This window comes from Nonomuraea sp. NPDC049750, from assembly GCF_040659625.1.
Classification (GTDB): Bacteria; Actinomycetota; Actinomycetes; order Streptosporangiales; family Streptosporangiaceae; genus Nonomuraea.
Genome location: NZ_JBFANB010000006.1, coordinates 411579 through 438204 on the forward strand (window position 1 = coordinate 411579; position 26626 = coordinate 438204).

The following is a 26626-nucleotide window of genomic DNA, read 5'->3' on the forward strand; positions in this document are numbered from 1 at the left end:
CGGACGTTATCCGCAGTTGCCCCACTTCGCACGGCCCCCACTGGCGACCGCCGGGTCGTGGCCGAGCGGCTTGATCGAGCCCCAGAACTTCACGCACCTGCCCTGCGCCCAGTACTTCACCGGACCCGCGTAGGACTTGAAGTTGCCGCGGTCGGAGCGCACGATCGGGCTCTGCTTCGTGTCCTTGATCGGCTTGGCCATGATCGTGAGCTCGGCGCTGACCGGGGTCTTGGTGCCGACGAAGCTCGACTTGATCGTGACCACGCAGTTGTAGCCGTTGCCGCGGTTGTAGAGCAGGTAGACCGTGCCGTACCGGCGGCCGCTCGAGGTCTTGACCGGCTGCGTACCGCCGGTGATGCGCGCGTAGCCGGAGCCGCAGATGCTCTCCGGGCTCGCCGCCGCGGCGGCGTTCGCCGGGCTCGCTATGACACCGCTGAGGCAGAGTGCCGCCGTAAAGATTGCCGCCTTTGTCGGCATTCTCACCTGATTGTCCCTTCATAGGCCACTTTACTGATGATCTCGACAAGCATGCCCGAAACTTGGTTATCGGTCTAGGATCTAGGGATTAACGGTGGGTATCGGGCCATGCACGGGCGTGATGTCAGAGCCGGCTCAGCCGCCTTGCCCCTCGTGGGCTGCCTGGGCGGCGAGGATGGCGTTCGCGTGATCCCGGATCCAGTCGGACAGCACCTGAAGGGGCTCGGTGATCCCCTGGCCGAGGTCGGTCAGCGTGTAGCTGACCTGCGGCGGAGTGGAGGGCGTGACGGTGCGCACCCGCACCCGCACGCGACCGCCAAGGCCGCGCTCGACACCTTCGCGCGGCACGTCGCCGCCGAAGCCGGCGGGTGGGGCATCGTCGTCAACACCGTGGACGCCGGCTACCGCGTCCTGCCCGGCCGAGGACAGGACGCGGTAAGGGCGTCACCTCTCGAACGCGACCAACCGGCCCGTCGCAGTCGGCCCTGTGACTACCTGGCCCGTCGCAGTCGGCCTTGCGACCGGCCGGCCCGTCACAGCCGGCCGCTCTCGATGGCCTCCTTCAGCGCCACCTGGGTCTGCTGGTGGGAGGAGACGCCGTTGGTCACGGTGAAGTCGATGAGCAGGACGTTCGCCTCGAACGTGAGGTGCTCGGTCACCCGGGTCCGGCCGCCGCCCAGGTCGGTGAAGTCGATCCGCTGATGGGTGACGACGTTGGGCATGGTCCAGGTGTCTGTCTCGTAGAAGTACTCCGCCGCGTGGACGCGCTGCTGGGCGTGCGTGTTGACGGTGACGGGCACCCCGTCGGTGACCGGGACGTCCTCGACGGCCGTGAAGTTGACGTAGCGCAGCCCGTCCTGGACGTAGTCGGCGTGGGTGGCGACGCGCTTCAGGAAGGGGTGCAGGCCGATGTGGTGGTTGATGTCGGAGTACGCCGCGAAGACGTGGTCAAGGGGGGCGTCGATGTCGATCGGGAGGTCACGGGTGACCGCGGTCCGGCCGTCCAGGGGGAGGGGGCCGGTCAGGTGCTCGTAGAAGCGGTAGGTGTCCCAGGCGAGCTGCCACTGGGTGGCGAGCAGCGGGTCGCTGTCGGCGCGGGCGGGGGCGCCGGTCAGGACGAGGGTCACGATGAGCAGCGGGGCGGTTAACAGGCGCAGAAGTCTCGACACGGGTACCTCATGGAGCTGAGTTCGATGTTACGAGTACCTTCTACCCAAAGATCGCTGGTTGGCGATCACTTGAGGGTGAGCGCGCCCGCGCCCCCGGCCAGCACGGCGATCACCGAGAGGGTGGCCAGCGACAGGACGCTCGAGACCAGGATGGTGTCGCGGGGCAGCTCGGTGGGCCGCCCGTACTCGGCGGCGTAGACGTAGGTGTTCTGCGCGGTGGGCAGCCCGGCGAACAGGACGGCCGCGAACAGCGCGTGGCCGTCGAGATGAAGCAGGAACCGCCCGACCAGGAACGCCACCAGCGGCTGGATCAGCAGCTTGAGCGTCACCACGGGAGCGACCCGGCGCCAGGCGACGGCCGAGCCGTTCAGCGACATGCCCAGCGCGAACAGCGCCAGCGGCACCGCCGCGCCGCCGAGCAGGTTCAGTGGCCGCATCACGGGTTCGGGCAGCTGCCAGCCGAGGGCGGACATGCCCAGGCCGAGCACCGAGGCCACCACGATCGGCATCCGCAGCGGGGCCAGCAGGGAGGAGCGTTCGACGCCCAGGCCCAGGAAGATCAGCGGAGACATCACCAGCACCTGGAAGATCAGCACCGACACCACGAAGGTCGCGTCGTGCAGGACGTACAGGCCGATGGGGATGCCGAGGTTGCCGGCGTTGACGTAGGCCGACGACATCGCCCCGATCACCCGGTCGGGCAGCTTGCCGCGCAGCGTCACGAGCGCGAGCACGCCGACGAAGACGGTGCTGATCGCGAAGGCGAGCAGCGGCCGCGGCTGGATCTGGCTGAGCGGCGTACGGCTGAGCGTGGTGAACAGTACGGCGGGCATGGCGATGGTGAAGGTGAACCCCGTGAGCGCCTGCTGGAACTGCCCGCTCGCCACCCGGAAACGCCCGGTCAGCCACCCGAGGGCGCCGATGATCCAGATGGGGGTGAACGCCGTCACTACCGTAAGCATTGGACACACCGTACTCATCGCCGAAACGCGCGCCGAGGGCGGGTCGTCCCGCGGAGTCCTGGTCAGCGGACCGGCGTGGACGGCCCGGTCACGGACGATCCGTCGGCGGCGGCCGCAGTCACGGGCCTCAGGGTTTGCGGCCGATTCCGCAGAAGCCGGGCACCTCGGCGGGCTCACCCCAGGGAGTGGCCTCGACCCGCCAGCGTGACATCGAGACCAGGCCGGGTTCCACCATCTGCAGGCCGTCGAAGAACCGGCTGATGTCGGCGTGGGTGCGGGGGGTGATCGGGTCGGCCTTCTTGTTCCATTCCTGCTGGGCCTCGGCCTGCTCAGTCGCTTCACCGTCGAGATCGAGGGTGGCATGGGTGATCGCCAGGCAGCTGCCTGGGCCTACGGCGTCCAGCAGGCGCATCACGATCTGGTGCGCTTGGTCGAAGTCCGGGATGAGATGCAGAATCCCCAACAGCATGATCGCGACTGGCTCGTCGAAGTTCAGCGTCCGCGCGGCCAGCTCCACAATCTTGTCCGGGTCGCGCAGGTCGGCGTCGATGTAGTCGCAGACCCCCTCCTCAGAGCTGCTCAGCAACGCCGCGGCGTGCAATAACACGAGGGGATCGTTGTCGACGTAGACGATGCGGCACTCCGGGGCGACCCGCTGGGCGACCTCGTGGGTGTTGTCCATCGTCGGCAGGCCGGTCCCGATGTCCAGGAACTGGCGGACGCCCTCGCCGGTCAGGTAGCGCACAGCCCGGCCAAGGAAGGCGCGGTCGGTCCGGGCGATGTCGACGATCCCGGGAAACATCTCCTTGTACTGCTCAGCTGCTTCGCGGTCGACGGGGTAGAAGTCCTTGCCTCCGAGGAGGTAGTTCCACACCCGCGCTGAATGCGGCCTCGTGGTGTCGATCTTGCCGAAGAATGCCTGGCCCGGGATGTCGGTCATGGGGGATCTCCTGCGCCGCTTTGTCCTGGTTGTCAACCCTTAACGTAGCCGCACGAGGCGCTCCTGAGCGGCTGACCGGCAGCTGGGCGGAGGCGGATGCGAAGGCGGCGCGGGTTTCGTCAGAAGGTGAGGGGGCCGGCCCTGATCGGCCGGCCCGCGCGGTATCGGAGGTCTTACCAACCGCCGCCGTGGAGCTGGCCGCGCACCGCGCCGCCGGGGAACTCACCGGTGTGCAGGTTGACGTACCAGTTCTTCGGGTTGTGCTTGATCCCGCCGGCCACCTTGGCGGAGGTGCTCGCCGTACCCGCGATGCCGTTGATCCCGGCGGGCAGGCCGTTGGCGGCGCTGAAGAAGTTCACGACCACGGGGCCGTTCTTGCCCTTCTTGCCGCGGTGGATGTGCCCGTTCGTCGGCGCGGCGATCTTCTTCCAGGCGGTGGCGAAGTGCACCTGGGTGCCCTTGACCCAGACGAGCCAGGCGGCCCGCCCGTCCTTGTCGCCGACTTTCGTACCGGGCGCCGGGACCTCCTGGCGGCCGTCGGCCGAGGCGGTGAGAGTGGAGTGCGAGCCGTTCGCCAGCACCGACTCGAGCGCCACCGGGCGGATCTTGTACAGCTGGGCGCGGACGGCGCCGCCGGGGAACTCGCCGGTGTGCAGGTTGGCGTACCACTTCTTGGGGTTGCTCTTGATCCGGTTGAGCAGGCCGGAGTCGCTGATCTTGACGGTCCCCTTCACGGCGCTCAGGCTGCCGGGCAGCGCCTCGCCGAAGAACGGGATCTTGACGTCGCCGTTCTTGCCCGCCTTGCCCTGGTGGATGTGGAACGCGGTCGGGGTGGCGATGTTCTGCCAGCGGATGGCGTAATCGACCTGGTCGCCATGGATGCGGAACACGGCGATGGCGCTGCCGTTCTTGTCGCCGACCTTCGCGCCCGCCGCGGGCACCTCGTTCTTGCCCTGCAGCGAGGCGGCCAGGTAGACATCGGAGCTCGTACTCGCCTGCGCCGCGGCGGGCGCCAGGCCACCTGCGACCAGAGCGGTAGCGAGAACCAGGCCGGGGACGGTGAGGATGCGCTTCGTCATGATGACCCTTTCAAGCGCCTCGAGGGTGAGGCTCATAGCTGTGTTGACGCACGGTTGTACGGGGTGCGGCGGCAGCCGGGTTCAACGACGGAACGTGTAGAAATACGCATTGGAAAAGCGCCCGAGATATTGATTTACCTGTAAAGGCGCATACCGTTTATAGCGATCTTGTAGGCCAGAGATCCGATCTGACTAAGCCGCGTAGACGGGTGCGAGGTCGATGAAGATGCGGTAGTCCGAGATCAGTCCGTCGTCGCGGGTGCGCCAGAGGGACACGGCCGCGACGCTGACGTCCTTGCCGTCGAGCCGCCGGTAGGTGACCTCGGTCTCGGCGATGGTGTCGGCGTCCACCTGCCAGCTCCGGACGATCCGGTGCCGCAGGCCGCCGATGGTGGAGAAGAACGTCCGCAGCCCGGCGGCGATGGCCGCGCGCCCCACTGTCGGCTCGGCGTTGCCGAACACCAACGTGGCGTCCTCGGCCAGCAACTGGACGAACTTGTCGGGGTCGAATGTGTCGACCACTTGGAAAACGCGTCGCGCCACATCGTCGGACATGCCGATCATTCCTTACGTGGTCGTCGGGGCCGCTGGTGAGGACGATACGGAATCAAGCGCCATGCGCAACTATCACGAAGGTGGTTGTCTCGTCGCCGGGTGAATCGGCTGATCGCTCGCCGCGAATTCCTGCCTCCTGGTGAATAACGGATAGGCGATCTATCTTTGGTCTGATCGTGCGACCCTCAAGGAGCATGTTCGCGAAAGGAGATGTACACGGTGAAGAGACTTCTCGAAGGAACCCCATTACGTACCGGTGTCGTCGCGGCCGTCGCGCTGGCCGGCGGCCTGCTGACCGCCTCCCCGGCCGCCGCCACGGCGATCGGCGAGCGTACCGTCGCTTCGGTTTCGCAGGCGGCCGACTCGGCCGCCGCTTCGCGGCCGCGCAATGGCAGGATCCTGTACGACCGCGTCAGCGGCGGCCAGGGCACGCTCAAGATCAAGAACGGCACCTCCAGGGACGGCGTCGTCACATTGGTCAAGGGCAGGACCAAGGCGGTCAGCATCTACGTTCGCGCCAGGTCCAGCGCCAGCGTCAGGGATGTCAGGGACGGGACGTACCGGGTCTACTTCACCACCGGCTCCCGGTTCAGGGTGTCGAAGGGCAGGTTCAGCCAGAGCGCCGTGTACCAGCGGTTCAACGATCGGCTGAGGTTCACCACGACCGCCACCTCAAGGAGCGTCTGGACCCTGACCCTCAACCCGGTCAGGGGCGGCAACGCGCGGACCACCTCGATCAACCCCAAGGACTTCCCGGCGTGAGCGCGCGGCCGGCCGTCAAGGCGCAAGGCGGCCACCGGGGCGCCTGAACTGCCGTGAGATCCTTCTTTCGTGACGACGACCGAGCCCGCCGAGCCGACCCCGCGCCGTGGTCGTGGCCGTCCCGGCTACGACCAGGCCGCGATCCTGCGCACCGCCGTGGAGCTGTTCAACCGCAAGGGGTACGACGCCACGAGCATGGGAGACCTGGCCAAGGAGCTCGGACTGACGAAGCCGGCCATCTACCACCACGTCACGAGCAAGGAGCAACTGCTCAGCCAGGCATTGGACGACGCTCTCGACGAGCTCACCGCCGTCGTGACCGCGGCCGCTCGCGATCGGGCCGGGGCGACGGCGTACGAACGATTGCGTGAGGTGGTGCGGCGCAGCGTCGAGGTCCTCGTGGCGCACCAGCCCTCCGTCACGCTTCTGCTCCGGGTGCGCGGCAACAGCGGGATCGAGCTGGCCGCCCTGGAGCGGCGCCGCTGGCTCGACGACCGCTTGGCCGCGCTCGTCGCGGACGCCGTCGCGGAGGGCTCCCTGCGCGACGACGTGCCGCCGACGCTCGTGAGCCGGCTGCTGTTCGGCATGGTGAACTCGCTGGTCGAGTGGTATCGCCCGGACGGTGTGTACGACGCGGCGACGGTCGCCGACGCCATCACGGTCATCGCCTTCGACGGCTTGGCCCGCCACCAAGCCTGAACTCCCCGAGCGACCCGCCGACCCTGAAGCCTCAGCCCGCGCGACGGCGCCCACCTCAGCGCCTGCCCGCTCACCACACGTAAAAGCCCTGGCCCGTCTTGCGGCCAAGGTGCCCGGCGGCGACGAGGTCGCGCAGGATCCGCGGCGGCTCGAAACGGGGTCCCAGCTCGCGCGCCAGATGCTCGGCGATCGCGAGCCGCACGTCGAGCCCGACCACGTCGGTGGTCCGCAGCGGTCCCATCGGGTGGCGGTAGCCGAGGGTCATCGCCGTGTCGATGTCGGCCGCGCTCGCGACCCCCTCCTCCAGCATCCGCATCGCCTCGAGCGCCAGGCAGACGCCGAGGCGGCTGCTCGCGAAACCCGGCGAGTCCGCGACGGTGATCGGCGTCTTGCCGAGGGCCGTCACCCACTCCTGCGCCCGCGTCACGAGCGCCGGCTCGGTGCGGGGCCCGGTGACGATCTCGACGAGGTCGCTCACCGGGACGGGGTTGAAGAAATGCAGCCCGAGAAAGCGGCCCGGCGCGGCCAGACCGGCGGCGAGCCCGCCGATCGACAGGCTGCTGGTGTTCGAGGCGAGCACCGCGTCCGGTGCCCGCCGCTCGACCAGGGCGAGCACCTCGGCCTTGAGCGCCGCGTCCTCCGGAACCGCCTCGATGACGAGCTCGCACGGGGCCAGCTCGCCCGGGTCGGTGGTCGTCCGCAGCCGGGCCAAGGCGTCCGGGAGCGGGACTTCGAGCTTGCCTTTCACGCCGGCCTTGGCCAGGCTGTCGCCCACCCGGGCGTTGGCCTGGCCGGCCGCTTCGGGGCCGTCCTCCACGACGATCACGTGGCTGCCCGAGGCCAGGAACGCGTGCGCGATCCCGGACCCCATCCGCCCGCCGCCGAAGACACCCACCGTCCGTGGCAGGGCACCGCCGGTCGTGAGTCGCGTCTGCGCGAGGGGATCACCGGTCGCGTGCCGCGTCTGGGCGACGGGATCGCCAGTCGTGTGCCGCGTCTGCGCCTGGGCGTCGCCGGTCATGAGCTTCGCTCCTGTCGCCGGTTCAGGAATGCCGTCATGCGGGTGTGTTTCTCCTCCGTCTCGAACAGGACCGCCTGCGCGACGTCGTCGACGAACGGGTGCGCGGCCCGTGGGGCGTGGAAGACGGCCTTGGTCAGCCGCGTCGCCAACGGCGCCCGCGCGGTGATGCGGTCGGCGAGCCGATGTCCCGCGGCCAGCAGGTCTTCGGGCTCCACGACGTCGTTGAGCAGGTACACGGCCCGCGCCTCCTCAGCCGTGAGGACACGGCCCGCGAGGAGGATCTCCTTGGCCAGGGGTTCCCCGACGAGCTCGGCGAGGCGCCAGGCCGCGCCGGCCGCCGCGACGATGCCGAGGTCCGTCTCCGGGTTGCCGATCCGCGCGCGCGGCGTGCCGATGCGGAAGTCGCAGGCGTACGCGAGCTCGGCCCCGCCGCCCAGGGCGTACCCGTCGATGAGGGCCACGGTCGGCATCGGCAGCCGGTGGATCCGGTCGAAGATCTTCGAGTTGATGCCCCGCAGCGCGTCCTCCCGGTTCCGCTCGCGGAGCTGGGCGATGTCCGCTCCGGCCGCGAAGGCCGGCCCCTCGCCGGTCAGGAGTACGACACGCGGCTCCTCTTCGACGGCGGCGCACGCCTGGTGGAGCGCGGCGACCAGCTCGCGGTCGATCGCGTTGCGGACCTCGGGTCTGTTGAGCCGCCACACGACCCGGTCGGCCCCTTCCTCGACGATCAGCGTCATGGCCGCTCCACCAGGAGAGCGCTGCCCTGGCCGACACCGACGCACATGGTCGCCAGCCCGCGCCGGCCGCCGGAGCGTTCGAGCCGGCCGAGCAGGGTGATGAGGATCCGGGCCCCGGACGCGCCCAGCGGGTGTCCGAGAGCGATGGCTCCGCCGTCGGCGTTGACCGCGAGATCGTCGGGGCGGACGTGGGCGAGCGCGCCGCCGTAGCGGCCTATCGGCGTCCGTACGCCGGAGACGACGAAGGGTATGAACCGTTGCCAGCGCTCGCTAGGCCAACCTGTGGTTGCCGGAAGAACTGTGATCGAAGTTTCCGATCGATCGCTACTGAAGGTAATCAGATGGTAATGTTCAGTCACAGACGGGTGCCTGACTGGCGCTCGGTCCCCGCCCCGATTGGTGTTCGCACCAACCGGACAGCGTCCGGCGGGGCGGTGGCCCAAGAGCCGCACCCCATCTGGGAATGCGGAATCAGGCCCCGACAACGCGGCTCTCAACCACGGTCCGCCCGGCTCGCCGGACGGACGCGGCATCGGCTTCCACCGGATCGCCTCCCGACCTCGGCCGGAAAGCGACGAGGCTACGCTGATGTCCGTTTTACTCAGGTAAACACAGAGAGTTGAAGACGCTTCGGTCACGAAGAGCTCCTGTGGTCGGGAAACGAAGAGAACATCGACTGGCGAAAGGAATGTCAGGCAGTGAAAGCGATGGTCAGGCGTCGAAGTCGACCGTGACGTTCTCGCTCACGGGAAACGTCTGGCAGGTGAGGACGAACCCGGCCGCCACCTCGGACTCTTCGAGGGCGTAGTTACGGCGCATGTCCACCTCACCCTCGCGGACGACCGCGCGGCACGTCCCGCAGACCCCGCCCTTGCAGGCGAACGGCAGGTCGGCCCGCGTCGCCTGGGCGCCGTCGAGGAGCGTCGTCTCCCGGGAGACGGTAGACGTCGTACGCAGTCCGTCGAGCACCGTCGTCAGTACGCTGCTCGCGCCGGTCGTCATCTTGTCCTCCCGCCGCGGCGGTGGCGGTGGCGCGTCGGCGTAGAAGAGTTCGACGTGGACGTTCCGCGCGGGGACGGCGAGTTCGGTGAGTACGGTCCGCGCGTCCTCGACCATGCGCAGCGGCCCGCACAGCCAGACGTGATCGAAGGTCTCAACCGGAACCAGCTGGGTGAGCAGGCGACGCAGCCGGTCACCGTCGAGCCGCCCCGAGAACAACTCGACCTCGCGTGGCTCGCGCGACAGCACATGGACGACCTGGAGCCGGGGACCGTACCGGTTCTTCAGGTCGCCGAGTTCCTCCGCGAACATCACGGTACGGCTCGTCCGGTTGCCGTACAGAAGCGATACCTGGGCGCCGGGATGGGCCAGCACCGTGGAGGCGACCGACAGCATCGGGGTGATGCCCGACCCGGCGGCTATGCACAGGTGCCGCTCTCCCAGCGCCGGGTCGGCCCGCCACGAGCCGGTCGGAGCCTGCACCTCGATCCGCGTTCCCGGCACCACCTCGTGGACGAGCCAGGAGGAGAAGAGCCCGTCCGGTATCTCGCGGACCCCGATACGCGGCGGGGCGCCGGCCGGTGCGCAGATCGAGTAGGACCGCCGGTGCTCCTGGCCGTCCACGAACCGGCGGAGGGTGAGCGACTGCCCGGCCCGGAAGTCGTACACCTCGCGCAACTCCTCGGGCACCGCGAACGTGATCGCCACGGCGTCCTCGCACAGGTGGTCGACCGCCGCCACGGTCAGCTGGTGGAAAGCGGCGGACGCCCGGGTCGTCGCGCGGCCGGGCGCGAGCGTGCTCATCTCATATCTCCTTGACATGCTCGAACGGCTCAAGGCAGTCGGTGCAGCTGTAGAGGGCCTTGCAGGCGGTGGCGCCGAATTCGGAGACCAGGCGGGTGGCCGTCGAACCGCAGCGCGGACAGGCCGGGGCGAGCCGCCGGGGCCCGAGCGTGAGCGCCACCGGCCCCCTCTGCCGACGGGCGGGGCCGGGGGCCGACAGCCCGGCCTCCCGCAGGGCGGCCCGTCCCCGCTCGGAGATCCAGTCGCTCGACCAGGCCGGGTCGAGCACGACGCGGACCTCGACACGGGGGAATCCCGCGTCGTTCAACCGATGGACCAGATCGTCGCGCATGGTGCCCATGGCCGGGCAGCCGGTGTAGGTAGGGGTGATCGAGGCGACCACGACCTCGTCGCCGTCCGTCGTCCGCTCGACGTCGACACCGCGCAGCACACCGAGATCGGCGAGAGTCAGCATCGGCATCTCGGGATCACGCACCTGCCCGGCGACCTCGGCGGCCCGCTCCCGTCCACTCACCGGCACCCCCTCGACATCGGCGGATCGCTCTTGGGCGCTCGCCGCTACCCGCTCAGCCCCGGTGATCTCGACGGCGCGGTCTTGGGCGGTCACCAGCGCCCGCTCGGGTGTGCGCGTGCGACCACCTGCATCTCGGCGATCAAGTCGCTGAGGGCCTCGGTGTGCGCGCCGTGCCGCCCGCCGTCGCCCGCCAGGGGCGGACGGTCCGGGCGGGCGACGCCGCTCATGGCGAGCACCTGGTCGAGGATGTCGTCCACCTCGGCGCGGACGGTCGCGGGGTCGACACCGACCCCGGCCCGCGCGAGCGAGCGCTCGACAGGATGCGTGGCGACCAGTTCCGGCTGGTACGGCCACAGGTCGCCGAAGGCGGTGACGAGTCTGCGGCGCGACTCCTCGGTGCCCTGCGCCAGCGTGAGGAACCAGCGGGCCGCCCAGTCCCGGTGGTAGGTGAGCTCCTTGACGCCCTTGGCCGCCACATGGGCCAGCACCGTGTCGGTGCTCGCGCGCAGCCGTTCCAGCAGCGCGAGCCGGGCCACCGAGAACAGCAGCAGACGTACGACGACGTGCGCGAAATCGCCGTTCGCCACCTCGGCCAGGCGTACGTTGCCGAACTGCCCGGCGTCACGGAAGAACGCCAGCGCGTCCTCCGCGGGCACCGGCGAGCCCTCCGGGAGGGCGGGCACGACGCCGGGGTCGGCGGCGGCCGCCCGCGCCAGGAGCAGGCGTGCCTGCCCGAGGAGGTCGAGGGCGATGTTCGCCAGCGCGATGTCCTCTTCGAGGTCCGGCGCCCGGCTGCACCACTCGGACAGGCGCTGCGACATGATCAGCGCGTCGTCGCCGAGCATGAGGCAGTACGCGGCGAGTTCGGCGTGGTCGACGCCGTCAGGCACGGTCGTGTCGACGCCGGCCAGCGGGTCCTCGAAATCGGTGCCGAACGCCCACTGCGCGGAATCCCCGCCGATCAGGCCGTCGAAGACGCTGCCGTGGTCGTCGCTCATGGTGGTCCGCCTTCCGGACGTGTCGGTGGATTGAAGTGGACTGGATGGATCGGGCCGGATGGCCTGGATAAAGCGGAGCGGGCCGGATGGGCGGGGGAGTGGTCGGCCGGGTCACATGTGCGGCACGTTCTCGGGGATCTCGTAGAACGTCGGGTGCCGGTAGACCTTGTCGCCGTTCGGCGCGAACAAGGGATCCTTCTCGTCCGGGCTGGAGGCCGTGATGGCGTCGGCCCGTACGACCCAGATGCTCACGCCCTCGTTGCGCCGCGTGTAGACATCGCGCGCGTGCCGCAGGGCCATCGCGTCGTCCGGGGCGTGCAGCGACCCGACGTGGACGTGGTTGAGCCCGCGCTTGCTACGGACGAACACCTCGTAAAGCGGCCATTCCCGCCGATCGGGGCTCATCGCGCACCGCCTTCGTCGGACGGGCCCACCGACGTCGAGCCGTTCGCTTCGGCGGAGCGGCTCGCGAATGCCGACGCCGCCTCGCGTACCCAGGCGCCGTCCTCGTGGGCCGTGCGGCGGTGGCGCAGACGTTCGGCGTTGCACGGCCCGTCGCCGCGGATGACCGCGGCGAGCTCCGCCCAGTCCGGGTCGCCGAAGTCGTGGTGCCCGCGCTCCTCGTTCCAGCGCAGGTCGGGGTCGGGCAGCGTCACCCCGAGGGCGTCGGCCTGCGGGACCGTCATGTCGACGAAGCGCTGGCGCAGCTCGTCGTTGGAGTTGCGCTTGACGCCCCACGCCATCGAGCGCGCGCTGTTGGGGGACTCGCCATCCGGCGGGCCGAACATCATCAGCGACGGCCACCAGAACCGATCGACCGACTCCTGGACCATGGCGCGCTGGGCGTCGGTGCCGCGCATCATCGTCATGAGCAGCTCGTAGCCCTGCCGCTGATGGAAGGACTCCTCCTTGCAGATGCGGATCATGGCCCGCCCGTACGGTCCATAAGAGGTGCGGCAGAGCGGCACCTGGTTGCAGATCGCGGCTCCGTCGACCAGCCAGCCGATCGTGCCGACATCGGCGTAGGACAGCGTCGGGTAGTTGAAGATCGAGGAGTACTTCTGCCGGCCGGCCAGCAGCAGCTCGGTCAGCTGGATGCGGGAGACGCCGAGGGTCTCGCACGCCGAGTACAGGTAGAGGCCGTGCCCGGCCTCGTCCTGCACCTTGGCCAGGAGGATCGCCTTGCGGCGCAGGGATGGGGCGCGTCCGATCCAGGCGCCCTCGGGCTGCATGCCGATGATCTCGGAGTGCGCGTGCTGGGCGATCTGGCGTACGAGCGTCCTGCGGTAGTCGTCCGGCATCCAGTCGCGGGGCTCGATCCGGTCGTTGCGCGCGATGGTCGCGTCGAACCCGGCCTGCAGCCGCTCCTCCAGTTCCGGCTCCGCCGGAGTCGTGGTCATCTTTCCTCCGAGACATCGGTGACATCGATCGTATTTACTTATCGCTCGGTCAGTAATACCATCGCATGGGTCGGGGGTCCCGCGCAACAGGTCGCGGTGACGGGGAATGTTCTAGAGGACCGATGCCCCCCGCCAACCGCGAAACCGCAGAACCGCAGAGAGGAGACAGCGTGAGCGCGCTGCTGGAGAGCTACGCCGCCGGACGATGGTTCCGGGCGGCGGACGACGGGCAACCTCTGCTCGACGCCGCCACGGGTGAGGAGGTCGCGCGAATCTCGAGCCGGGGGCTGGACGTCGCCGCGATGGTCCGGCACGCCCGGGACATCGGCGGACCCGCGCTGCGATCCCTGACCTTCCACGAGCGGGCGGCCCTGCTCAAAGCGCTGGCCAAGCACCTGATCGCGCGGAAGGAGGAGCTCTACGCACTGTCCGTACGGACCGGAGCCACCTCACGGGACACGATGGTCGACGTGGACGGCGGCATCGGCACCCTGTTCAGCTACGCCAGCAAGGGGGTCCGCGAGCTGCCGAACGACACGGTGTTCCTCGACGGCGGCCTCGAACGTCTGGGCAAGGGCGGCACCTTCGTCGGCCAGCACATCTACACCTCGCGGCCGGGTGTCGCGGTGCAGATCAACGCCTTCAACTTCCCGGTCTGGGGCATGCTCGAGAAGCTGGCCCCGGCCTTTCTCGCCGGGCTGCCGTCGATCGTCAAGCCCGGGAGCCAGACCGCGTACCTCACCGAACTCGCCGTCCGGCTGATCATCGAGTCGGGGATCCTGCCCGAGGGGACGCTCCAGCTCGTCGCCGGCGGCGCGGGCGGCCTGCTCGACGAGCTGACGATCCAGGACTCCGTCGCCTTCACCGGCTCGGCGCACACGGCGGGCGTCCTGCGCCGCCACCCGAACGTGCTCGACGGCGGCGTCCTGCTCGGCGTCGAGGCCGACTCGCTCAACTGCTCGATCCTCGGGCCGGACGTGCTGCCGGATGATCCGGAGTTCGACCTGTTCGTCAAGGGCGTCGTCACCGAGATGACGGTCAAGGCGGGGCAGAAGTGCACGGCCATCCGCCGGGTGCTCGTACCCGAGGCGATGGCCGACCAGGTGGTCGACGCGCTCACCGCCCGCCTGGCGAAGGTGACCGTCGGAGACCCGCGCAACCCGGACGTGCGGATGGGCCCCCTCGCCGGGCTCGCCCAGCGCGACGAGGTGCGCAAGGCCGTCGAAGCGCTCACGGCGGGTGCCGAGGTGGTCTTCGGCGACCCCGAAGGCGCGGCCCTGCTCGACGGCGACTCCGAGCGCGGTGCCTTCATGACCCCGCTCGTGCTGCGCGCGCGCCCCGGCGCCGGCGAGCCGCACGACGTGGAGCCGTTCGGCCCGGTGAGCACCGTGCTCACCTACGACGGCGTAGACGCGGCCGTCGCCCTCGCCGTCCGGGGCAAGGGTAGCCTCGTCGCCTCCGTCGTCACCCACGACCCGCAGGTCGCGCGGTCCGTCGTACTCGGGCTGGCGCCCTGGCACGGTCGCGTCCTCGTCCTGGACAGGGACGACGCCGGGGAGTCCACCGGGCATGGCTCGCCGCTGCCCGTCCTGGTCCACGGCGGCCCCGGGCGGGCCGGGAGCGGTGAGGAGCTCGGCGGCATCCGAGGGGTCCTGCACCACATGCAGCGCACCGCCGTACAGGCATCCCCGGACCAGCTCACCGCGATCACCGGACGGTGGACGACGGGCGCCGCCCGCGTCGACTCCGGCGTCCACCCCTTCCGGAAGTCCCTGGCGGAGCTGCGCGTGGGCGACACGATCGCCTCCGCGCCGCGTACGGTGACGCTCGCGGACGTCGAGCACTTCGCCGAGTTCACCGGGGACACCTTCTACGCGCACACCGACGCCGCGGCCGCCGCGCGGAACCCGCTGTTCGGCGGCATCGTCGCCCACGGGTACCTCGTCGTGTCCCTGGCCGCCGGTCTCTTCGTCGACCCGGCGCCCGGACCGGTCCTGGCGAACTTCGGCGTCGACGGACTGCGCTTCCTCACCCCGGTCAAGCCCGGCGACGCGATCGACGTGGCGCTGACCGTCAAGCAGATCACCCCGCGCGGCGGCGCGGACTACGGCGAGGTCCGCTGGGACGCCGTCGTGTCCAACCAGGACGGCCAGGCGGTCGCCACGTACGACGTGCTGACCCTCGTGGCGAAGACCTGGCCGGCGACGTCCGCGCCGGAGTCCTGACGTGTCCGGACCGAGCCAGGACGCGACCCCGGTCACCGTCGAACGTGACGGCGCCCCGGTCATCTCCGAGCGTGACGCGGCCCCGGTCACCGTCGAACGTGACGGGGCCGTGGCCGTTCTCACCCTGAACCGCCCGGATCGCCGCAACGCGCTGGACGCCGGGATGAAGACGGCGTTGCGCCGGGCGCTCGAGGAGGCCGCGTCCGACGACGCCGTCCGCGCCGTACTGCTGACCGGCGCGGGCAGCGCCTTCTGTGTCGGTCAGGACCTCGCCGAGCACGCGGCCGCCCTCCGCGCCGACGCGGCGCACGCGTTCGACACGGTCGAGGAGGACTACGCGCCGATCATCCGGCTTCTGGCCACGATGGGCAAGCCGGTCGTCGCGGTCGTCAACGGTACGTGCGTCGGCGCGGGGCTGGCCCTCGCGCTGGCCTGCGACCTGCGCGTCCTCGCCGAGGAGGCCGTCTTCGCGACGGCGTTCACCGGGATCGGGCTGACGTGCGACTCCGGGCTGTCCACGACGCTCACGCGGTCGGTCGGTGAGGCCCGGTCCAAGGAACTCGTCCTGCTCGGCGAGTCCTTCACCGCCCAGCAGGCCGTCGCGTGGGGGATCTCGGGCCGCGTGGTCTCGCGAGCGGACGTCGGTACGGCGGGCCGTGAGCTCGCGGCCCGGCTCGCGGCCGGGCCGACCGCCGCCTACGCCGCGTCCAAGCTGCTGATCGCACAGTCCTGGGGCCGGGACCTAGGGACGGTGCTCACGGCCGAAGCACGCGCCCAGGCGCAACTGGGCCGGACCGCCGACCACGCAGGAGCGGTCGAGGCGTTCCTTGCCAAGCGCAAGCCCGTCTTCGAGGGGCACTAACCCACCGCCCCCAGGGTGCAGATCCACTGCCTCTGGGGGCTGCGCCCGCCCCTGGGGTGCTTAGCTCGCTCCTCTCCAGCACGACGTCCGCCCCGGTCATCAGTGAGGTGACCGGGGCGAACGCGGGCTCGCGGGCTGGGGCTCAGTCGTGGGAGGCCCGCTGAGCGGATGCGGCGTGGGCGAGGTCGATGGCGGTCCACGCCATGGCGGTGGCGCCGTCCAGGACCGCTCTGTCGGCGGCCGGAGTGGCGCAGGCCGCGGTGAACTCGGGCTGATGGTTGACCGCGGGCAGGCAGTCCAGCCCCAGCATGGGATGGATGGTGGGGACGACATGGGAGACGTTGCCCATGTCCGTGGCCGCGCCCGCCGGAGCGCCGCCGGGCAGATCCGGGAAGACACGCCCCAGCGCCTCGGCGTTGGCCCGGTACAGCCGCAGCATCCCCGCGTCGGGCCGCAGGTCGGCGTAGTCGGGGCCCAGGGGAGTGATCGTCAGCTCACACCCGGTGGCCACCGCTCCCGCGTCGAAGCAGCGCCGCACGCGTGGCTTGAGCTCGGCCAGGGCCTCCAGCGTGGAGGCGCGGACGATCCACCGCCCGTGGCTGGCGTCGGGGATCACGTTCGGCGCGGTGCCGGCCTGGGTGACGATGCCGTGGACGCGGTCACCGGCGCCCGTCTGCTGGCGCAGCAGCCCGATCGCCACCTGTGCGACGGTCATCGCGTCGGCCGCGTTGACGCCCAGCTCGGGGTACGCGCCGGCATGGGCGGGCTTCCCAAGGTAGGAGACCTCGAACTGGGCGACGGCCGAGCCGGGCATCGCCGCCATCTCGACCGCGGCGGGATGGACCATCATCGCCGCGTCGAGCCCCGCGAACGCGCCGCGCTCCAGCATGAGGACCTTGCCGCCGCCGCCTTCTTCGGCCGGAGTGCCGAGGACGGTCACCGTCAGCCCGAGATCGTCGGCCAGCCCGGCCAGTCCGGCTGCGGCGCCGACCGCGGCGGCGGCGATGATGTTGTGCCCGCAGGCGTGCCCGATCTGCGGCAGGGCATCGTATTCGGCGCAGATCCCGATGTGCAGCGGACCCGTTCCCACGCTCGCCCGTACGGCGGTGGGCAGGTCGTAGCAGCCGTGCTGGACGTCGAAACCGGCGGCGCTCAGCGCGTCCGATACCCACGCGCTGGCCCGCGTCTCCTCGAAGGCCGGCTCGGGGTGGGAGTGGATGCGATGGGACAGCTCGACCAGGCGGCTGCTCCAGGCGCCGACGGCGTTGGCGGCATGCCGCTTGGCGTCGGCCGTCACGCGGACGGGGCGGTGTGGACCGAGACGGGGCGGGTGGCCGCGTCGTAGACGGCGCGGGACCCGGTCGCCCCCATGCCGCTGTCACCCGCCGGCTCATACAGCCGCTCGGGCCCGCCGCCCTGCCACTGGTTGACCCACACGACCCCGGCCGGGATGTCGCGAGCGGCGGCCATGTGCGCCGGGTCGTTGGTGTACACGGTGGCGGCGAGGCCGAAACGCGTGCCGGCCGCCTTCTCCAGCCCCTCCTCGAAGGAGGAGACGACCTCGACCGGGGCGAGCGGGCCGAAGGTCTCCTCGGTCATGACCAGCATGGAGTCGTCCACGCCGGTGAGCACGGTGGCGGGGTAGAAGAAGCCCTTGCCCTCGGGTACGGTCCCGCCCGTGCGGACGGTCGCGCCGCGGTCCACCGCGTCGGTGACGTGCCGGTCCACGATGTCGCGCTGACGCCGGTCGACCAGCGGGCCCAGCACCGTGCTCTCCTCGCGCCCGTCTCCCAGGGCGTAACCGCCTGCGGCCTCGACGAGGGCGTCGACGAACGCCTCGGCGATGTCCTGGTGCACGTAGACGCGTTCCATGGACGTACAGATCTGGCCGGAGTTGGCGAACGCGCCGAACGCGACCGCCGCGGCGGTCGCGGCCGGGTCGACTCCCGCGTCCACGACCACGGGGTCCTTGCCGCCGAGTTCGAGGATCGCCCGGTGCAGCAGGCCGCCGCTCTCCGCGCCGACCCGGCGTCCGGCCTCGACCGAGCCGGTGAAGTGGACGAGCCCGATCCGTTCGTCCGCGACCAGCGGCGCACCGGCCCGGGAGTCGCCGAGGACCAGGTTCACCACGCCGGCCGGCAGGTCCATCAGCTCCAGCAGCCGTACCGCCGACATGGGGGAGCGCTCGGACGGCTTGAGCACGACGGTGTTGCCCGCCGCCAGCAGCGGGCCGAGCGCCCCCAGCGCCATGGGCACCGGGAAGTTCCACGGCACGATGACCGCCGTCGCGCCGAGCGGCTTACGCAGGATCGTGGTGGCGCTCCCGCCCGGACCGGCGACGGTCTCCTCGAACGGATAGTCCAGGGCCTCGGCCACCGCCGCCTTCAACCCTTGCGCCGCGCCCCCGATGAAGGTACGGCCGAGCGCGACGGGCTTGCCCATCTCCCGGCATTCGAGCTCCGCCAGCTCCTCGGCGTGCTCGGCGATCGTGTCCGCCCACCGGGACAGGCGCTCCACGCGTTCGGCGACCGGGAGTGCCGCCCAGGCCGGGTGCGCCTGGACGGCCGCGTCGACGGCCAGGCGGACGTCCTCCGGCGAGCCGCCGGGGGAGCGGCCGACGACCTCTTCGGTCGCCGGATCGATCACGTCGTGGAACGCGTCACCACGCGAGTCCTCCCACATGCCGCCGATCAGATTCTGCAGGGTCTTCACGAAATGGTGCTCCTTGCCAGGTAAGTAGGGGCCGGCTCAGCCGAGACGGTCGGCCATGAGCTCGCCGACCATGATCGCTGCCAGGTTGGTGTTGGCCCGCGGGACGGAGGGGAAGATCGAGGCGTCGACCACGCGCAGCCCGTCGACCCCGAGCACACGGCACGACGGATCGACCACCGTGGCGGCGTCGCCGGGCGCTCCCATCCGGCAGGTGCTGGTGCCGTGCTGGGCGTCCACTGCGGTGGCCAGGAGGTGGTCGTCGAGTTCGGCGTCGTTGTCCAGCACCGCGAACAGGCGGCTGTTGCGGCCCTTGACCGAGCCGTCGAGGATCGGGGCGACCTCGGGGCCGCGCGCCATCTCGACCAGGGCGCGGACCCCCTGACGCAGCCGTTCCAGATCGCGGGCGTCCGACAGCATCCGCTCCCGTACCTCGGGCTGAGCCTCGGGGTCGGCGGAGGTCAGCGTCAGTACGCCGCGTGAGTGGTTCTGGTTCAGCCACACGCCGAAGCCGCCCGCCGGGAACCGGGTGTCGGCGGCCTCCATGGACAGCACGTTCTGGTTCAGCGAGACGAACATCATGTCGTGCGGCAGACCCCCGGGACCACTGGTGTAGCGGACGCAGACATTGGTGTGGCGGTCGTCGGCCGTCTTGATGGCGGCCTGCGCGGTCAGCGGCAGCTCGACGACGATCATCGGATGGTCCTGCATGCCGAGGCCGACCGGCAGGTCCCGCCGTACCGTGATCCCCAGTCGGCGCAGGTCGGCGGCCGGGCCGACCCCCGACCGCAGCAGGATCGCCGGGGAGTGGATGACGCCCGCGCTGAGCACGATCTCGTCCGCGTACTCGGTCGTCGCCGTCCCGTCCACGATCACCCGGACGCCGGTGGCGCGGTCGCCGTCGAAGACGACCTGATCCACCAGGGCCCCGCCGCGTACGGTGAGGCCGGGCAGGGACCGGCCCGGCTCGAGGTAGCCGTCGTTGACCGTGACCCTGCGCCCGGCGCGCGAGTTGATCGGGTAAGGCGAGACCCCGCTCGCTCCGGGCGCGTTCACGTCCGGCGCCCACGGGTGTCCGGCGGCCAGCGCGGCGGCCGACAGGGCGGAGTCCACCGCCCCCCACCGCCCTTGCGGCATCCGGAAGATCGGCATCGGCCCGCCGCGCCCGTGGTACGGCTCGTCTCCGAACTCCGCGTCGTCCTCAAGCTTCGCGAAGTAGGGCAGTACGTCTTGCCATGACCAGCCGGCGCAGCCCGCCGCGGCCCAGTCGTCGAAGTCCTCCATCGGCGGGCGGATCGCGATCTGCCCGTTGATCGACGAGCTGCCGCCCACTCCACGCCCGCGCCAGTACGGCGCCTGCGCCTGCTTGTCGGTCCGGGAGGAGTTGACGCCCATCCAGACCAGGCCCTCGGTGGCGCTGGGATCCAGCAGCGCGCGGACGGGGTTCGGCGAGCGCCACGCCTCGTGCATCTGCGCCGACCGGTAGTCGGGCCCGGCCTCCAGCAGCAGGACGCGCTTGCCCCGCTCGGCGGAGCGTACGGCGAGTGCCGCGCCGGCGGAACCGGCTCCCACGACGATGATGTCCCAGCCCGTGCCTGTCACGGCGAACCTCCTGCATTCAGGCAGCGCGGCTCCAGACATGCCCGAACCGCTGTTAGCCGGTAGACTGCCCTCCAGCGGAAAGTTCAGTCAATAGTGAAAGTTCATTTTTTTCTGAGCGATGGGAGTCCGGTGGTGTCCAGCCCCGTCGGCGACGATGCGGTGAATCCCCTGATCGACGACTTCGGGCTGCACATCGGCCGGGCGATGGGCTGGCCGCCGATGGCCGGACGGGCCGCGGGCGTCCTCATGCTCAGGGAGGCGCCCATGACGATGACGGAGCTGCAGGACGCCCTGGACGCGAGCAAGGGCTCGGTGTCGGAGACAACGCGCCTGCTGATGGTCAGCGGAACCGTGCGGCGCTTCAAGCAGCCGGGTTCCCGGCAGTACGTCTACGAATGGCGCGACGACGCCTGGAGCGGCTGCCTGCAGCACCAGCTGGAGCAGACGACCGAGTTGCTGGCCCTGGCCGAGAGCGCGCAGCGCCGCGCCGCCGACCTGCCCGAGCGGCAGGGGGCGCGCCTGCGGGAGATGCACGAGTACTACATCTTCATGGTGCGCGGCCTCGACGCGCTCCTGGAGGAGTACAAGTCCTCCCGGGACGCGCGCTAGCTCTCCCGTGCCCCCCAGTCCGTGCCCCGGCCACGGGCCTCGTCGAACACCAGCCAGGTGTGGGTGGCCCGGACGCCGGGGACGTCCTGGATGCGTTCCAGCACCACCTGCCTGAGCGCCGCGTTGTCCGGCGTCCTGACCAGGACCAGGACGTCGTAGTCGCCGCCGACCATCGCGAAGTGCTCGACGTACGGGATGCTCCGGAGCCTGGCCGACACCGTACGCCAGGAGTTCTGCTCGATGGTGACCGAGACGTACGCGCTGGTGCCCAGACCGGCCTTGTGCGGGGCGAGTTCGGCCGTGAAGCCGGTGATCACCCCGTCGTCCATCAGTCGCGTGAGGCGGGCGTAGGCGTTGGCGCGGGAGATGTGGACGCGCTCGGCGAGCGTCCGCATCGACATCCGGCCGTCGCGCAGCAGCTCGGCGATGATCGCGCGGTCGACTCCGTCTAGTTTGCTGGCCGAATGTCCCGGCCAGCCCCCCTCAACGCCCTCGTCGGCTGACATTTGGCCCTCCCCGCGTCCCCATTGAACCCATTTGTCGCTCATCATGCCCGATGTCTTGAACAGATGGTTCTGGAGGTCGACGCTTTCCTTGTCAAACGTCCAGAGAAAGTGAGCGTCGCGATGTCCGTGCGGACGCGCCGTCAAGCGGTCGACGGCCTTCTCCCCTCACCCGAGCCGGTGCGCTTTATCGCCGAGGACGGTACGGCCGTGCGAGCGCCCGCCGGTTACCCGGCGCCCGCCGATGAGCAGTTGCTGGAGGCGTACCGCCGGATGGTCCTGGGCCGCCGCTTCGACCGTCAGGCCACCGCGCTGACCAAGCAGGGCCGCCTGGCCGTCTACCCGTCCAGCCGCGGACAGGAGGCCTGCCAGATCGCCGGGGTGCTGGCGCTGCGCGAGGAGGACTGGCTGTTCCCCACCTACCGGGACTGCGTGGCCCTGGTCTCCCGCGGCATGGACCCCGTCGAAGTGCTCACCCTGCTGCGGGGCGGCTGGCACTGCGGGTACGACCCCGCCGCCACGCGGGTCGCGCCGCAGTGCACGCCGCTGGCCACCCAGACCATCCACGCGGTCGGCATGGCCGAGGCCCTGCGCCGCAAGGGCGAGGACGGCGTCGTCATGGCCTTCATCGGCGACGGCGGCACCAGCGAGGGCGACTTCCACGAGGCGCTCAACTACGCCGCGGTCCTCCACGCCCCCGTCGTGTTCTTCGTGCAGAACAACAAGTACGCGATCTCCGTACCCCTGGCCAGGCAGACCGCCGCCCCCGCGCTCGCGTACAAGGGGATCGGCTACGGCATCCCGTCCGAGCAGGTGGACGGCAACGACCTCGTCGCGGTGCTGTCCGTCCTGACCGAGGCGGTGCGGCGGGCGCGGACCGGCGGCGGCCCCTTCCTGGTCGAGGCGCACACCTACCGCATGGACGCCCACACCAACGCCGACGACGCCACCCGGTACCGGGATACGGAAGAGGTCGAGCGGTGGGAGTCGGCCGATCCCCTCGCCCGCCTGGAGACCTATCTGCGTGGCCGGGGCCTCCTGGACGCCGAGGCCGTCGCCGCGGCGCACGCGGCCGCCGAGGAGTACGCCGCCCACCTGCGCGACGAGATGAACGCCGACCCGGAGACGAACCCGTTCGAGCTGTTCGACCACGTCTTCGCCGAGCCCACACCCCAGCTGCGCGAGCAGCGGGCGCTGCTGGCGTCCGAGCTGACCGCCCCGGAGGAATGACATGACCACGATGACGATGGCGCAGGCGCTGAACACCGCGCTGCGCGACGCGCTGCGCGAAGACGAGCGGGTTCTCGTCTTCGGCGAGGACGTGGGCCCGCTGGGCGGCGTCTTCCGCGTCACCGACGGGCTGACCAAGGAGTTCGGCGAGGATCGGTGCTTCGACACCCCGCTGGCCGAAGCGGGGATCGTGGGCCTGGCCGTGGGCATGGCCATGGGTGGCTTCCGCCCGGCGGTCGAGATGCAGTTCGACGCCTTCGCTTACCCGGCCTTCGAACAGATCGCCTCACACGTGGCCAAACTCCGCAACCGCACGCGCGGGCGGCTGTCGTTGCCGATGGTGATCCGGATTCCGTACGCGGGTGGCATCGGCGGTGTCGAGCACCACTGTGACTCCAGCGAGGCCTACTACGCCCACACTCCGGGCCTGAAGGTCGTGACCCCCGCGACCCCGGACGACGCGTACTGGCTGCTGCGCGACGCCATCGCCGACCCCGACCCGGTGATCTTCATGGAGCCCAAGCGCCTGTACTGGTCCAAGGGCGACATCACGCCCGCCGACCGGCGGGCCGGGGGGTTCGGGCAGGCGGTGGTACGGCGCGAGGGGCGCGACGCGACCCTGGTCGCCTATGGGCCGAGCGTCCCCGTGGCCCTCCAGGCCGCCGAAGCCGCTGCCCAGGACGGCATCTCCCTGGAGGTGGTGGACCTGCGGACGATCGTCCCGTTTGACGACGAGACCGTCGTGGCCTCGGTACGCAAGACCGGCCGCTGCGTGGTGGTCCAGGAGGCCCAGGGGTTCGCCGGGGTCGGCGCGGAGATCGCGGCCCGCGTACAGGAGCGCTGCTTCCACTCCCTGGCCGCCCCCGTGCTGCGTGTCTCGGGATTCGACATCCCCTACCCGCCGCCCATACTCGAGCACGCGCATCTGCCCGACGTCGACCGGATCCTCGACACGGTCGACCGGCTCCAGTTCGGCGACGAGCCCGATCTCCTGCACCTGGCCCGGGAGGCGTCATGACGACCACTGCCGCGCGGCAGGTGTTCCGCCTGCCCGACCTCGGCGAGGGGCTGACGGAAGCCGAGATCGTCGTATGGAAGGTCGCCGTGGGCGACAGGGTCGAGATCGACGAGATCGTGGTGGAGGTCGAGACCGCCAAGGCGGCCGTGGAGGTGCCGGTCCCCTTCGCCGGAACCGTCCTGCGGCTCCACGCGCAGGCGGGCACCGTCCTGACGGTCGGCGAACCACTCATCGAGGTCGGCCCCGCCGCCACCGACCAGGACGCGGCTTCTGCGCCCACCGTCGACCAGGACACGAACCCCGCGGCGGCCCGCTACCGCGAGGAGGAACAGGCCGGCTCCGGCAACGTCCTGATCGGGTACGGCACCGGCCGCACGTCCGGCACGCGGCGGCGCCGGGGCGGCTCCCGGCGCACCGACCACAAGACCCCCGAAGCCGCACCGGAAGCGTCCGCTTCCCCTCTCGCCGCCGGACCTGGGCTTGCGACCGAACCGGGGCTTGTGGCCGGACCCGGGCTTGCCGCCGAACCCGAGCTAGCCGCCCAACCGGAGCTTGCCGTCGGTCCGGAGCTTGCGGCCGAACCCGAGCTTGCGCCGGGGCACGCGCGCGAGCGCGCACTGGGACAGGCGCCGCGCGTGGTTTCTCCGCTCGTCCGCCGGATCGCCCGCGAGCACGGACTGGATCTCACCGTCATCACCCCCACCGGACCTCGCGGCGTGATCCTGCGTCGTGACGTCGAGCAGGCCATCGCCGACCTCGGCAAGGCACCCGAGACCCCCGCGCCGCCCGCGTCCGCGCTCGGCTCGGCCGGGACGGCGTTGACGGCGGAGCGCATTCCCCTGCGCGGGCTGCGGCGGGTGGTGGCCGACAAGCTGACCCGCAGCCGCACCGAGATCCCCGACGCCACCACCTGGGTGGACGTCGACGCCACCGGCCTGCTCGCGGTGAAGGACGCGCTGCGACAGGACCGCCCGGAACTCGGCATCGGGCTGCTCGCGCTCCTGGCCCGCATCTGTGTGGCCGGTCTGCGACGCTTCCCTGAGCTGAACTCCTCGGTCGACACCGCCCGCGCCGAGATCGTCCGGCACGGTCACATCAACCTCGGCTTCGCCGCGCAGACCGATCGCGGTCTGGTCGTGCCGGTGGTCCGGGACGCGCACCTGATGACGACCGCGGAACTCGCCGCGGAGCTGACCCGCCTCACGGGCCTCGCCCGCTCGGGCGGGCTGCCTCCCACGGCGCTGACCGGGGGTACGTTCACGCTCAACAACTACGGTGTCTTCGGCGTGGACGGATCCACCCCGATCATCAACCATCCCGAGGCGGCGCTCCTCGGCGTCGGCCGCATCATCGACCGCCCCTGGGTGACCGACGGCGCGGTCGTACCCCGCAAGGTCACCCAGCTGTCACTGACCTTCGACCACCGAGTCTGCGACGGCGGCGCCGCCGGCGGCTTCCTGCGCTACGTGGCCGACTGCGTGGAGAACCCCGCGATCCTGGTCGCCCACGTGTAGCGACCGGCACAGACTCGCCGACGCACAGCCACCCGCACAGCGACCGGCACCGAAAGCTCGCCACTTACTGCGACCGGCCCCGAAAGGAAGTGAGACCCACGTGGTCCATGTACGCCCGTCCCTGATCGGACTCCAGTCCTACGTGCCGGGACGCAAGGTGCCCGGAGCCGTCGTCCTGGCCAGCAACGAATGTCCGTACGGTCTGCTGCCCAGCGTCGCCGCCCGGCTCGCCCGGCTGACCGGCGGCCTGTCCCGTTACCCGGACATGGGCGCCGGCCGCCTGCTCGAAGCGCTCGCCGACCATCACGGCGTGACCACCGACCGCGTCGCCGTGGGAGCGGGCTCCTCCGAAGTCTGCGGACAACTGCTGCACACGGTGTCGGCGCCGGGCAGCGACGTCGTCTTCGGCTGGCGGTCGTTCGAGGCGTACCCCATCCTGACCGCGGTGGCGGGCGGAACGGCCGTACCGGTGCCGCTGCGCGACCACGTCCAGGACCTGCAGGCCATGGCGGCGGCCATCACCGAACGGACCCGCCTGGTCTTTGTCTGCAACCCCAACAACCCGACCTCGACGCCCGTCGGCGAGAGCGCCCTGCGCGCCTTCATCGACCGGGTGCCCGAGCACGTGCTGATCGTCGTCGACGAGGCTTACCACGAATATGCGGATCCGTCCGTCGTACCGGACGCGCTCGCGCTCTTCGGCGACCGGCCGAACGTCGTCGTCCTCAGAACCTTCTCCAAGGCGTACGCGCTGGCGGGGCTGCGGATCGGTTATTGCGTCGGGGCGCCCGAGATCATCGCGCAAGTACGCAAGACGCAGACCCCGTTCAGCGTCAGCGCCCTCGCCCAAGAGGCGGCGATCGCCGCGCTCCAGGAGCACGAGGAGGTGGCCAGGCGGGTCGCCCGCACGGTCGAGGAGCGCGAGCGCGTCACTCGTGAGCTCCGGGCCCTCGGCTATGACCTGCCCGCCTCCCAGGCGAACTTCGTGTGGCTGCCGCTCGGCCAGGACAGCATGGCCTTCGCCGACCATTGCCTCGCCAACGGGGTCATCGTCCGCGCCTTCTCCGGAGAAGGCGTCCGCGTCACCATGGGACTGCCGGAGGAGAACTCGGCCTTCCTCGCCCTGGCCGAGACCTGGAGACCGGCCTTCACCTAGCCCGTCCAGCTGATCGATGAGGAACAGCCGGTCGGCCAGCACCATCGGCTTTGGCGGCTGGTCCGTCGTGCGCTGAGGCCCA

27 protein-coding genes and 1 pseudogene are annotated in these 26626 nt (G+C 70.7%); 9 read left to right on the forward strand and 19 right to left on the reverse strand.

Annotated elements, in window-relative coordinates:
* Nucleotides 1-6: 6 nt before the first annotated feature.
* From AB0J16_RS19930 to AB0J16_RS19960, 7 genes are all read right to left on the reverse strand, one after another.
* Nucleotides 7-483 carry a hypothetical protein gene (locus AB0J16_RS19930; protein WP_358541198.1) on the reverse strand — a complete coding sequence of 159 codons (477 nt, stop codon included), beginning with the start codon at nucleotides 481-483 and terminating at the stop codon, nucleotides 7-9.
* Nucleotides 484-612: 129 nt separating this feature from the next.
* Nucleotides 613-786 carry a winged helix-turn-helix transcriptional regulator gene (locus AB0J16_RS19935; RefSeq protein ID WP_358541201.1) on the reverse strand — a complete coding sequence of 58 codons (174 nt, stop codon included), beginning with the start codon at nucleotides 784-786 and terminating at the stop codon, nucleotides 613-615.
* Between the two features lie 224 nt (nucleotides 787-1010).
* Entirely contained in the window at nucleotides 1011-1646 is a 636-nt protein-coding gene (locus tag AB0J16_RS19940; RefSeq protein WP_358541203.1) for an SRPBCC family protein, read from the reverse strand.
* Nucleotides 1647-1711: 65 nt separating this feature from the next.
* Nucleotides 1712-2608, reverse strand: coding sequence for an AEC family transporter (locus tag AB0J16_RS19945; protein ID WP_358541207.1), 897 nt, complete (start codon nucleotides 2606-2608; stop codon nucleotides 1712-1714).
* Nucleotides 2609-2735: 127 nt separating this feature from the next.
* Nucleotides 2736-3548 (reverse strand): SAM-dependent methyltransferase, encoded by an 813-nt coding sequence (locus AB0J16_RS19950; protein ID WP_358541210.1) that lies wholly within the window; start codon nucleotides 3546-3548, stop codon nucleotides 2736-2738.
* 173 nt (nucleotides 3549-3721) lie between these two features.
* The gene (locus AB0J16_RS19955) at nucleotides 3722-4627 is read right to left on the reverse strand and encodes a CHRD domain-containing protein (RefSeq protein ID WP_358541213.1); all 906 of its coding nucleotides are present in this window, start codon (nucleotides 4625-4627) and stop codon (nucleotides 3722-3724) included.
* A gap of 192 nt (nucleotides 4628-4819) precedes the next feature.
* Nucleotides 4820-5182, reverse strand: coding sequence for a nuclear transport factor 2 family protein (locus tag AB0J16_RS19960; RefSeq protein WP_358541216.1), 363 nt, complete (start codon nucleotides 5180-5182; stop codon nucleotides 4820-4822).
* Between the two features lie 219 nt (nucleotides 5183-5401).
* On the opposite strand from AB0J16_RS19960, the gene AB0J16_RS19965 reads away from it, so the two are divergent.
* The gene (locus AB0J16_RS19965) at nucleotides 5402-5944 is read left to right on the forward strand and encodes a hypothetical protein (protein WP_358541219.1); all 543 of its coding nucleotides are present in this window, start codon (nucleotides 5402-5404) and stop codon (nucleotides 5942-5944) included.
* Nucleotides 5945-6013: 69 nt separating this feature from the next.
* A complete protein-coding gene (locus AB0J16_RS19970) occupies nucleotides 6014-6643 on the forward strand; it encodes a TetR/AcrR family transcriptional regulator (RefSeq protein WP_358541222.1) in 630 nt (209 codons plus the stop codon).
* 70 nt (nucleotides 6644-6713) lie between these two features.
* On the opposite strand, the gene AB0J16_RS19975 is transcribed toward AB0J16_RS19970, so the two are convergent.
* The 8 genes and pseudogenes from AB0J16_RS19975 to paaA form a co-directional block, all read right to left on the reverse strand.
* The gene (locus AB0J16_RS19975) at nucleotides 6714-7664 is read right to left on the reverse strand and encodes a 3-hydroxyacyl-CoA dehydrogenase family protein (RefSeq protein WP_358541225.1); all 951 of its coding nucleotides are present in this window, start codon (nucleotides 7662-7664) and stop codon (nucleotides 6714-6716) included.
* On the reverse strand, nucleotides 7661-8401 hold the full coding sequence (locus AB0J16_RS19980; RefSeq protein WP_358541228.1) for an enoyl-CoA hydratase/isomerase family protein: 741 nt from the start codon (nucleotides 8399-8401) through the stop codon (nucleotides 7661-7663). Before AB0J16_RS19980 ends, AB0J16_RS19975 begins: the two co-directional genes overlap by 4 nt.
* Nucleotides 8398-8568, reverse strand: a pseudogene (locus AB0J16_RS19985) (3-oxoadipyl-CoA thiolase); the annotation flags it as partial. The pseudogene AB0J16_RS19985 and the gene AB0J16_RS19980, both read right to left, overlap by 4 nt.
* A gap of 544 nt (nucleotides 8569-9112) precedes the next feature.
* Nucleotides 9113-10204 carry a 1,2-phenylacetyl-CoA epoxidase subunit PaaE gene (paaE, locus tag AB0J16_RS19990; RefSeq protein ID WP_358541231.1) on the reverse strand — a complete coding sequence of 364 codons (1092 nt, stop codon included), beginning with the start codon at nucleotides 10202-10204 and terminating at the stop codon, nucleotides 9113-9115.
* A gap of 1 nt (nucleotide 10205) precedes the next feature.
* Nucleotides 10206-10724, reverse strand: a complete 519-nt coding sequence (gene paaD, locus AB0J16_RS19995) for a 1,2-phenylacetyl-CoA epoxidase subunit PaaD (protein WP_358541425.1) — start codon at nucleotides 10722-10724, stop codon at nucleotides 10206-10208.
* Between the two features lie 83 nt (nucleotides 10725-10807).
* A complete protein-coding gene (gene paaC / locus AB0J16_RS20000) occupies nucleotides 10808-11716 on the reverse strand; it encodes a 1,2-phenylacetyl-CoA epoxidase subunit PaaC (RefSeq protein ID WP_358541233.1) in 909 nt (302 codons plus the stop codon).
* Nucleotides 11717-11827: 111 nt separating this feature from the next.
* On the reverse strand, nucleotides 11828-12121 hold the full coding sequence (gene paaB / locus AB0J16_RS20005; protein WP_357952079.1) for a 1,2-phenylacetyl-CoA epoxidase subunit PaaB: 294 nt from the start codon (nucleotides 12119-12121) through the stop codon (nucleotides 11828-11830).
* Nucleotides 12118-13116 (reverse strand): 1,2-phenylacetyl-CoA epoxidase subunit PaaA, encoded by a 999-nt coding sequence (paaA, locus tag AB0J16_RS20010; RefSeq protein WP_358541236.1) that lies wholly within the window; start codon nucleotides 13114-13116, stop codon nucleotides 12118-12120. The genes paaB and paaA overlap by 4 nt, the downstream gene beginning before the upstream one ends.
* A 170-nt stretch (nucleotides 13117-13286) precedes the next feature.
* On the opposite strand from paaA, the gene paaZ reads away from it, so the two are divergent.
* Nucleotides 13287-15341: a phenylacetic acid degradation bifunctional protein PaaZ gene (paaZ, locus tag AB0J16_RS20015; protein ID WP_358541239.1), complete on the forward strand. Its 2055-nt coding sequence runs from the start codon at nucleotides 13287-13289 to the stop codon at nucleotides 15339-15341.
* Nucleotide 15342: 1 nt separating this feature from the next.
* Entirely contained in the window at nucleotides 15343-16203 is an 861-nt protein-coding gene (locus tag AB0J16_RS20020) for an enoyl-CoA hydratase-related protein (protein ID WP_358541241.1), read from the forward strand.
* A 142-nt stretch (nucleotides 16204-16345) separates the two neighbouring features.
* Here AB0J16_RS20020 and AB0J16_RS20025 read toward each other — a convergent pair whose 3' ends face one another.
* From AB0J16_RS20025 to AB0J16_RS20035, 3 genes are read right to left on the reverse strand one after another with little or no spacing between them, the layout of a single operon-like run.
* Complete coding sequence (locus tag AB0J16_RS20025; RefSeq protein WP_358541244.1) at nucleotides 16346-17500, reverse strand: M20 family metallopeptidase; 1155 nt, start codon at nucleotides 17498-17500, stop codon at nucleotides 16346-16348.
* Entirely contained in the window at nucleotides 17497-18915 is a 1419-nt protein-coding gene (locus tag AB0J16_RS20030) for an aldehyde dehydrogenase family protein (RefSeq protein WP_358541246.1), read from the reverse strand. The genes AB0J16_RS20025 and AB0J16_RS20030 overlap by 4 nt, the downstream gene beginning before the upstream one ends.
* Nucleotides 18916-18951: 36 nt before the next feature.
* Nucleotides 18952-20514 carry a GMC family oxidoreductase N-terminal domain-containing protein gene (locus AB0J16_RS20035; RefSeq protein ID WP_358541248.1) on the reverse strand — a complete coding sequence of 521 codons (1563 nt, stop codon included), beginning with the start codon at nucleotides 20512-20514 and terminating at the stop codon, nucleotides 18952-18954.
* 132 nt (nucleotides 20515-20646) lie between these two features.
* Here AB0J16_RS20035 and AB0J16_RS20040 point away from each other — a divergent pair, with 132 nt between their 5' ends.
* Nucleotides 20647-21123, forward strand: coding sequence for a hypothetical protein (locus AB0J16_RS20040; RefSeq protein WP_358541251.1), 477 nt, complete (start codon nucleotides 20647-20649; stop codon nucleotides 21121-21123).
* On the opposite strand, the gene AB0J16_RS20045 is transcribed toward AB0J16_RS20040, so the two are convergent.
* Nucleotides 21120-21629, reverse strand: a complete 510-nt coding sequence (locus tag AB0J16_RS20045; protein WP_358541254.1) for an Lrp/AsnC family transcriptional regulator — start codon at nucleotides 21627-21629, stop codon at nucleotides 21120-21122. The two genes, AB0J16_RS20040 and AB0J16_RS20045, sit on opposite strands and share 4 nt — an antisense overlap.
* Nucleotides 21630-21749: 120 nt before the next feature.
* Between AB0J16_RS20045 and pdhA the strand changes: the two genes are divergently transcribed.
* The 4 genes from pdhA to hisC all read left to right on the forward strand — a co-directional run bounded on the left by pdhA (nucleotide 21750) and on the right by hisC (nucleotide 26544).
* Nucleotides 21750-22856 (forward strand): pyruvate dehydrogenase (acetyl-transferring) E1 component subunit alpha, encoded by a 1107-nt coding sequence (gene pdhA / locus AB0J16_RS20050; RefSeq protein WP_358541256.1) that lies wholly within the window; start codon nucleotides 21750-21752, stop codon nucleotides 22854-22856.
* Between the two features lies 1 nt (nucleotide 22857).
* Nucleotides 22858-23874, forward strand: a complete 1017-nt coding sequence (locus AB0J16_RS20055; RefSeq protein ID WP_358199947.1) for an alpha-ketoacid dehydrogenase subunit beta — start codon at nucleotides 22858-22860, stop codon at nucleotides 23872-23874.
* Nucleotides 23871-25388, forward strand: coding sequence for a dihydrolipoamide acetyltransferase family protein (locus AB0J16_RS20060; RefSeq protein ID WP_358541258.1), 1518 nt, complete (start codon nucleotides 23871-23873; stop codon nucleotides 25386-25388). The genes AB0J16_RS20055 and AB0J16_RS20060 overlap by 4 nt, the downstream gene beginning before the upstream one ends.
* A gap of 100 nt (nucleotides 25389-25488) precedes the next feature.
* Nucleotides 25489-26544 carry a histidinol-phosphate transaminase gene (gene hisC / locus AB0J16_RS20065; protein ID WP_358541261.1) on the forward strand — a complete coding sequence of 352 codons (1056 nt, stop codon included), beginning with the start codon at nucleotides 25489-25491 and terminating at the stop codon, nucleotides 26542-26544.
* Nucleotides 26545-26626 lie beyond the last annotated feature (82 nt).

Bases quoted from the DNA above. Each gene is read 5' to 3' on its own strand.
- AB0J16_RS20055 (WP_358199947.1), top strand. From the start codon at position 22,858: ATGACCACGATGACGATGGCGCAGGCGCTGAACACCGCGCTGCGCGAC.
- AB0J16_RS19960 (WP_358541216.1), bottom strand. From the start codon at position 5,182: ATGTCCGACGATGTGGCGCGACGCGTTTTCCAAGTGGTCGACACATTC.
- AB0J16_RS19980 (WP_358541228.1), bottom strand. From the start codon at position 8,401: ATGACGCTGATCGTCGAGGAAGGGGCCGACCGGGTCGTGTGGCGGCTC.
- AB0J16_RS20045 (WP_358541254.1), bottom strand. From the start codon at position 21,629: ATGTCAGCCGACGAGGGCGTTGAGGGGGGCTGGCCGGGACATTCGGCC.
- AB0J16_RS19945 (WP_358541207.1), bottom strand. From the start codon at position 2,608: ATGCTTACGGTAGTGACGGCGTTCACCCCCATCTGGATCATCGGCGCC.
- AB0J16_RS19975 (WP_358541225.1), bottom strand. From the start codon at position 7,664: ATGACCGGCGACGCCCAGGCGCAGACGCGGCACACGACTGGCGATCCC.
- AB0J16_RS19950 (WP_358541210.1), bottom strand. From the start codon at position 3,548: ATGACCGACATCCCGGGCCAGGCATTCTTCGGCAAGATCGACACCACG.
- paaB (WP_357952079.1), bottom strand. From the start codon at position 12,121: ATGAGCCCCGATCGGCGGGAATGGCCGCTTTACGAGGTGTTCGTCCGT.
- pdhA (WP_358541256.1), top strand. From the start codon at position 21,750: ATGTCCGTGCGGACGCGCCGTCAAGCGGTCGACGGCCTTCTCCCCTCA.
- paaC (WP_358541233.1), bottom strand. From the start codon at position 11,716: ATGAGCGACGACCACGGCAGCGTCTTCGACGGCCTGATCGGCGGGGAT.
- paaE (WP_358541231.1), bottom strand. From the start codon at position 10,204: ATGAGCACGCTCGCGCCCGGCCGCGCGACGACCCGGGCGTCCGCCGCT.
- AB0J16_RS20060 (WP_358541258.1), top strand. From the start codon at position 23,871: ATGACGACCACTGCCGCGCGGCAGGTGTTCCGCCTGCCCGACCTCGGC.
- paaA (WP_358541236.1), bottom strand. From the start codon at position 13,116: ATGACCACGACTCCGGCGGAGCCGGAACTGGAGGAGCGGCTGCAGGCC.
- AB0J16_RS19955 (WP_358541213.1), bottom strand. From the start codon at position 4,627: ATGACGAAGCGCATCCTCACCGTCCCCGGCCTGGTTCTCGCTACCGCT.